This is a genomic window from Treponema sp. R6D11, from assembly GCF_054786075.1.
The window spans coordinates 21,228-27,546 of the sequence record NZ_BDHD01000017.1; the positions used below are offsets into that span (position 1 = coordinate 21,228).

A 6,319-nucleotide genomic window follows, 5' to 3' on the forward strand; every position below is an offset into this window, starting at 1 on the left:
ACCATTGGGAGGTTAAAAGATGGGTTATTTTGACGCAGGAGCCCTCGGAGGGGCAACAACCGGGTCGAGCGCAACCGAAGCAAAACAGATCGACGATCTTAACAAGGCTTTAATGGCCGGGTATGAGACCGACGCTGCTATTATGGTCAACGGTCGTGCGATGATCCCCGAAAATTTGGAAGCTACCATGATGAACGTCGTGGCGGCTTTGAAAGAGGATTGCAAAATTCTCAATTCAGTCAAGAAGGTGCCTGTACGCAGTACGGTACATGAACTTAACCGCCGGACTTCTTTCGGCAGTTTCAAGTGGAACACGGTGCCGGAAGGCGGCGCTTCCAACGATACCGATCAGGCGGTCGAAAGAGTGATCTTTCCGCAGAAGTACATTCAGACAAGACGCTCCGTTACCAAACAAATGGAAGCGGCGGAAACTTTTGAAGACGCTTACACGTCTGAAAAACTTGCCGGTACTGAAGTCGCCTGTCAGTCTGCGGAATATCAGATATTCCACGGGGACGCAGCCGTTATCCCTACGGAATTCGACGGATTCCTTGCCGCCATTGAAAAGTCCAAACAGCCGAACATCAAAGACGCAAGGGGTAATTCTCTTGGTCATTTCGGCGAAGGGCTTTTTGACGACGTTGCGCAGCAGATTTGGGACAGGGGCGGTTCCGTGAACAAGGCTCTTTTCCCGTCCGTTCTCGCAAGGGACGTAAAAGAACTGTTTACCGACAGAATCCGCATGGCGGTCAAAGACAACCGCGCGACATTCGACCAGTTGCCGGATTATCCGACAGCCATCGGACCCGTTATCTCCTTTAGCGGCGAAGAAGCGGGCGCGGACAAATTCTATCAGGTCAAGGGCTTTGTAAAGGCGGACGGTATCGCAAGCGAAAGACCGAGACGGCCGATCAGCGTATCTGCGGCGGTTATAACTGCGGGCGAATCGCAGTTTGCCGAAGACGACGAAGGGGATTATTCCTACACAGTCCATTCGATCAACCGCGCCGGAATTTCCGAAGGCATAAGCATAACCAGCCCGATTGCCGTCGGCAGGGGCGCTACCGTAAGGCTTACCATTAAGCCGGACAACGCCGTCCAGACGACGGGCTTCGTAATTTGCCGCACGGCGAAAGACGAAGATGTCGCTATGGAAATGGTACGGATTCCCAACAGCCCCAACGTGGGCGGCGACACCATATTTGATGACACCAACAAAGACTTGCCCGGCACCGCTTCAATGCTGTTCCTTACCAACGCAAGGGTAACGCCCGTGTTCACATTCGGACAGTTGTTGCCGTTAAGCACCTTCCCGCTCTACCCGACAGCGAAAGCGGAAACGCCCTTCCTGATACTGCTTTACGCAAGTCTCGAAGTCCGCGCCCCGGAATTCTGCGGATTGGTTAAAAACCTCTCCTATCGCGGGGGGCTGAAACACAATGGCTAAACCGAAAGACAAAAACGAAAAACCCGCAGGGCTTGATCTTGCCGAACTTTCGGACGAAGCCTTGAAACAGGTTGCGACCGAATATGGCGTAGAGTTAGAGGACGGCGTTGACCGCGAAGGGCTTATTAAAGCCATTGAAGAACATTTTACGGCGGCGGGGGACGGAGGCGAAAAGCCGCCAGCCCCCCCGGCGCCGCCCGAACCGCCTAAACCGGCGGCGGGGGACGGAAAAGGCGTTGTGATAAAATCCGCTAAAAGGGCGGGCAGAACCATAACAGCCGTTACGGGAAAACCGATCACTTTCGACGGCGAAGGCAAAGCGACCGTCGATCCGAAGGACGCGGAGTACCTTGCCGGAATATCCGGCTTTGAGAAAGCGTAGTCCGAACAGACTTTAAGCACGGGGACGGTCAAACGCCGCCCCCGTGTGATTTTTTTGAAAGCCTATGAAAACAATACAAGCCGTTACGTTAAAAACAAAGGGAATTATCACTATTGAGGGTGATTCCTCATACCGCCTTGAAAGAAAAGGCGCGAATGACGATAATTGGCTTGCCTATACCGCCAAAGGGTTTACTATGCCCGACGCGGAAAACCCCGCCTTGTCGGTCTCACCCTGCGACATTGTAGACAGCCACGAAACCCTTAACGGGATTTATTCATACAGGATAGTTGAATTTGCAAATAACACCCCGAAACCGACGGATTACGAATATTCTAATATCGTGCGTTACGGTATCTGCGGACCCATAGGGTGGAGCTTCGGGAACTACCAACCGCCCCCCGGTCAATGGGGCGAAGTATGCACACCCGACGATCTGCGGGAGACATGGATTTGGGGAACGGAATTTAAGGCTACGAATGGCAGCCTGTTTTCCGACAACCAGATTAAATATTACACGGACAACGCCATAGCCGAAATAGAACGCCGGCTTAATATAACGATTAAAAAGAAACGTATCAGGTGCAACCCCGAAAAAAAAGGGCTTGAAAAAGGGAAAGATTACGACATCGAGGAAGCCCTTTATGACTTCAAATTTGCCAGAATACAGAGGTACGGCGCTATACCTTTAAGGCACCACCCCATTATCAAGGTTCACAGGTTCGACCTTATCAGCAGATTTCAAAATGCGGAAAGAAGCCTGTTGGGAAGTACCATTGTTGACAAAACTAAAGGTATGTTGAAATTAATGGAGCGACCGCTTAGACCTTCGGAAACGATACGGGGCATACAGACCGCCACCAATATGTACGGTACGGAAACTTTAGGTATGCACCTGTTCTATGAAATAGACTACGACGCGGGATATGAGAGCGCGGGCGACGTTCCGCTTGATTTAAGGGAAGCAATATCCAAGAGCGCCGCCATCGCCCTGTTGAACGTGGTCGGCGACGGGCTTATGTCGGGCTTTTCAAGCAGCAGTTTGTCTATGGACGGATTGAGTGAATCCTTTAGCTCCACGCAGTCCGCCACATCTGCGTACTTCGGCGCGAGGGTCAAGGTGTATCAGGACGAACTGGAAAAATACATCGCCGACAACCAGCGGAAGTTCGGGCATATTCCGCTAGGATGCCTGTAGTAAAATGCTTAAAAGAGGTGAACGTGCAATGAGCGTAATCTTCGTTGAAAAATCATTGACAATCTCGGCAGACAGGAGGGTGTAACCATCGGACAGGGGCTTGGCAAAACGTCGCCGGTGGTTCTCACCCTCGGCAAAGAGAATTATGAGGCGTTACTCGAAAGACACGGGCAGTTTGTCCGTTGGCGGACGGCTACGAAATGCCCCTGCGCCAGTGAAGAAACGCAGGGACAGCCGGACATACATTGTAAGCGCTGCGGCGGTCGGGGTATCGTGTACGGATACCAACCAAAATTAACCGTTACGCAAACAGTCATGGTAGACAGGGACGGCATAGTGGAAGTTTCTGAAGAATTTGCCGACTGCACCCTCGATGTGTTACACGATTTTTACGGCGCACCCTTCAAAAACGCCGTCAAAATGGGAAAATATATCATAATAAACCCGGACAGACCGATTAACAAGGGCGATTATGTGTACGCCGTTATGACAAAAAACACGGTGTCCGTTATGAAAAAAGCCGCTTGCGAGATTCTGGGCGCGGGTTATTATAGGGTCAACGGCTTGCGTTTCCGCAGGAATGGAATCGACGGAATAACCCACACCGCCCCCGCCGACGTTGTAAAGATAGACAAAATAGTGGACGCAAACGGCGTAGAATACAAGACAAAAGAATTCCGTACCGATATGTTTTTGTTGGGCGATCCAGTTAAGCCGCAGGAAGAAACCACACCCCCCGCCGAACCGCTTACGGCTTACGGCGTGGAATATATACCGCCGTTTATTTTCGCCATTTTAAGCCAAGAACTTTCAGAGGCGGACGTGAAACTTATGGTAGAGTGTCAAGGGCAAGCCATAACGATATTCCCCTACGCTTGCGATGTTGCGGACGACGACGTGTTGACGGCGTTATCCGGGACGAATACCAGAAAAGAGGTGTCGAAGCGGACAAACGGGGCAGACGACACTATAGGGGCTTTTTTCGTCCAAGAAGTAGTATCCTGTCTGGGGAATGAGAGGGAGTACCAACAGGGCGTGGACTTCCTGTTGACCGGGACAAACCGCATTAAATGGCTATGTGAAGACGCGCCGGAACCGGGCGAATCGTACAGCATAACTTACAGGGAAAACCCGACATACGTTATAGCGAAATCAATACCGCAGTTGCGGACAAGTGAAAACCAGCGTATGCCGAAAAAAGCCGTGGTCAAGTGGTACGGCTCCTATGCGGAAAACAAGAAGGTGAACGTGCAATGAGCGTAATCTTCGTTATAAAAGCCTTCAGGGACGTTTCAAAATTAGCGAGAAAAGTCATTATTGACAAGAATGGACACAAAAAGACGGTTTATGTTAGACTGGGATTACCAATGGGAAGCAAGAGAGTGAATACAAAGAAAATAGCCGAAATTGAAGAAAAATTAAATCAAAAAGTTGAAAAAGAAATAGCCCGGACGGATCGGGGGTATGTAACCCGCGATGATAGGGGCAATATAAGTTATACCCAAAATATAGAAGAAGCAGTCCCATTGTCAAACAGTCTGAAAAAGAAATTACCGCAGAATATAAAGATTGAGAAAAAACAGTTTCCGGCAGAAATAGAACCGTGGGAAAAAGACAAACTTGAAAAAGAATTAAGGGCGTTAAAAGCAGGGTATAATTCGGCAGAAGACAGGGAGAATAGGGAATACGCTCAAAAAAAATCTGAATATGAAAAATCTGTTTTGAATGAAATTATCGGTAAAGACTATTATTATAAAGACGGTAAAGATTTTACGGTAAATATTGGGAAGTTAATGAGCGCCATCGCCGATGAAGCGGTTAAGCAGGGCGCGGAATTATATCATGTAAGCAAGGAATCCGGGAAACCGACATCATATTACCTTAGAAAAGACGGAAAGAAGGTGCGTATAAGTAACCATGAACTCCCCCAGATTATGAACCGGAACGATCCTGAATATCGGGAAACATGGGATAAAAATTTGACATTGCAAAACAACAGGTTTATAATGGGATTTGTGAGATTAACCACAAAGGCTGAATTTTCAGGCTTTGTAAAAAACCTGTTTTCGGAGGAATGATTATTATGAGCATTGGCACCGATGGCAATTTTATACGGGATTTACCATTTTTTGATTGGGACTATGAAAGGTTTCCCGAGGAAGATTTTCAAGATTATTTAGATGAGCTGCGGGATGAATGGGATAGGGAATACTTTGATAAAAAGTATCCGAACCCATACGAAACCATTGAGCAATTAAAGGCATCGTTTCTTAAAGGGGAAATTTCATGGGATGGGTGCCGTGAGACTTTGCTTCGATTTTTTGGATATAAACCATCGGATACCAAAAGTACAGTTGACTCATGGGCAGCCTAGCGATAAAGGTGTTACAGACAGGCATTTTTTCCTAGTAAACTATATTTCAAAAGGGCAAACGCGATGATAAGGTTTAGCGTAACGGTCGATTCAGAGATTCTTCAAAGGCTTGCCACAATGGGCGCGAGGGCTTTCCCCGCGGGCAAGGCGGCGTTCGACGCTTCCGCCAACCTCATTCAATCCCAATGGCAAGCATGGGCGATGGGCGGCTCCCTTAACGGAATACCCGAAATTAGCTCACCTTCCGCCAACCTTGCACGGTCGATAAAAATAAGAAAAAACTCCGCTTTCGACGTAAATATCGAAAGTGAATCCATACAGGCGCAAAGGATACAGGAAGGCACCGAAGAACTTGACATGAAAACGACCCACCCCTTCGGCAATAAAAGCCGGGTGTCAAAAGAGGGGGTGCCTTACTTAATCGTCCCTTTCAGATGGGGAACGCCAAACGCCCAAGGTGGGGCGCGGGCGCATTTTAAGAACGTGATACCGCAAAATATGTATTCCGCCGTTTTAGCGTTCAAAATGGAAACGTCGCGCCGGAAGACGGTCAGGGAAGACGGGTCTACGGCGGTACATATCGAGAAAAACTACCGTGGGCAGTCGATACAGAGGTCGGAATACGACTGTGGCGGAAGGATAAAAGCCGACGGCAACGTCAACGGGCTTGTAAGTTTCCCGGACGAATCAAAAAAAAGGGGCAGTACCTACTTTCCGTTCAGGATTATATCGAGGGACAGCCCGGCGGACAGTTGGATCAGGAAGGCTGTACCGCCCGTCGATGTTACGGGGGCTTTGGAAAGAACTACCCGCCCCGTAGTCGAAGACATGATACGGACGGGCTTGGAAGCCGATTTAGGGGTTTGACACATACCATTGAAAGTGGTATTATAAAAAACATATAGAACACTGTATGCG

The 6,319-nt window shown here is 48.9% G+C and carries 7 protein-coding genes; all 7 read left to right on the top strand.

Going from position 1 to position 6,319, the window contains the following annotated elements:
• Nucleotides 1–19: 19 nt before the first annotated feature.
• The 7 genes from ACYVTD_RS03325 (at nucleotide 20) to ACYVTD_RS03355 (ending at nucleotide 6,268) form a co-directional block, all read left to right on the top strand.
• The gene (locus tag ACYVTD_RS03325) at nucleotides 20–1,447 is read left to right on the top strand and encodes an SU10 major capsid protein (protein WP_461246363.1); all 1,428 of its coding nucleotides are present in this window, start codon (nucleotides 20–22) and stop codon (nucleotides 1,445–1,447) included.
• Nucleotides 1,440–1,829, top strand: a complete 390-nt coding sequence (locus tag ACYVTD_RS03330; protein ID WP_461246364.1) for a hypothetical protein — start codon at nucleotides 1,440–1,442, stop codon at nucleotides 1,827–1,829. The genes ACYVTD_RS03325 and ACYVTD_RS03330 overlap by 8 nt, the downstream gene beginning before the upstream one ends.
• A gap of 64 nt (nucleotides 1,830–1,893) precedes the next feature.
• Complete coding sequence (locus tag ACYVTD_RS03335) at nucleotides 1,894–3,027, top strand: hypothetical protein (RefSeq protein WP_461246365.1); 1,134 nt, start codon at nucleotides 1,894–1,896, stop codon at nucleotides 3,025–3,027.
• Nucleotides 3,028–3,144: 117 nt separating this feature from the next.
• Nucleotides 3,145–4,284 carry a hypothetical protein gene (locus tag ACYVTD_RS03340; RefSeq protein WP_461246366.1) on the top strand — a complete coding sequence of 380 codons (1,140 nt, stop codon included), beginning with the start codon at nucleotides 3,145–3,147 and terminating at the stop codon, nucleotides 4,282–4,284.
• Nucleotides 4,281–5,105: a hypothetical protein gene (locus ACYVTD_RS03345; protein ID WP_461246367.1), complete on the top strand. Its 825-nt coding sequence runs from the start codon at nucleotides 4,281–4,283 to the stop codon at nucleotides 5,103–5,105. Before ACYVTD_RS03340 ends, ACYVTD_RS03345 begins: the two co-directional genes overlap by 4 nt.
• Before the next feature lie 5 nt (nucleotides 5,106–5,110).
• Nucleotides 5,111–5,401, top strand: a complete 291-nt coding sequence (locus ACYVTD_RS03350; RefSeq protein ID WP_461246368.1) for a hypothetical protein — start codon at nucleotides 5,111–5,113, stop codon at nucleotides 5,399–5,401.
• 63 nt (nucleotides 5,402–5,464) lie between these two features.
• The gene (locus tag ACYVTD_RS03355) at nucleotides 5,465–6,268 is read left to right on the top strand and encodes a hypothetical protein (protein WP_461246369.1); all 804 of its coding nucleotides are present in this window, start codon (nucleotides 5,465–5,467) and stop codon (nucleotides 6,266–6,268) included.
• Nucleotides 6,269–6,319: the final 51 nt, after the last annotated feature.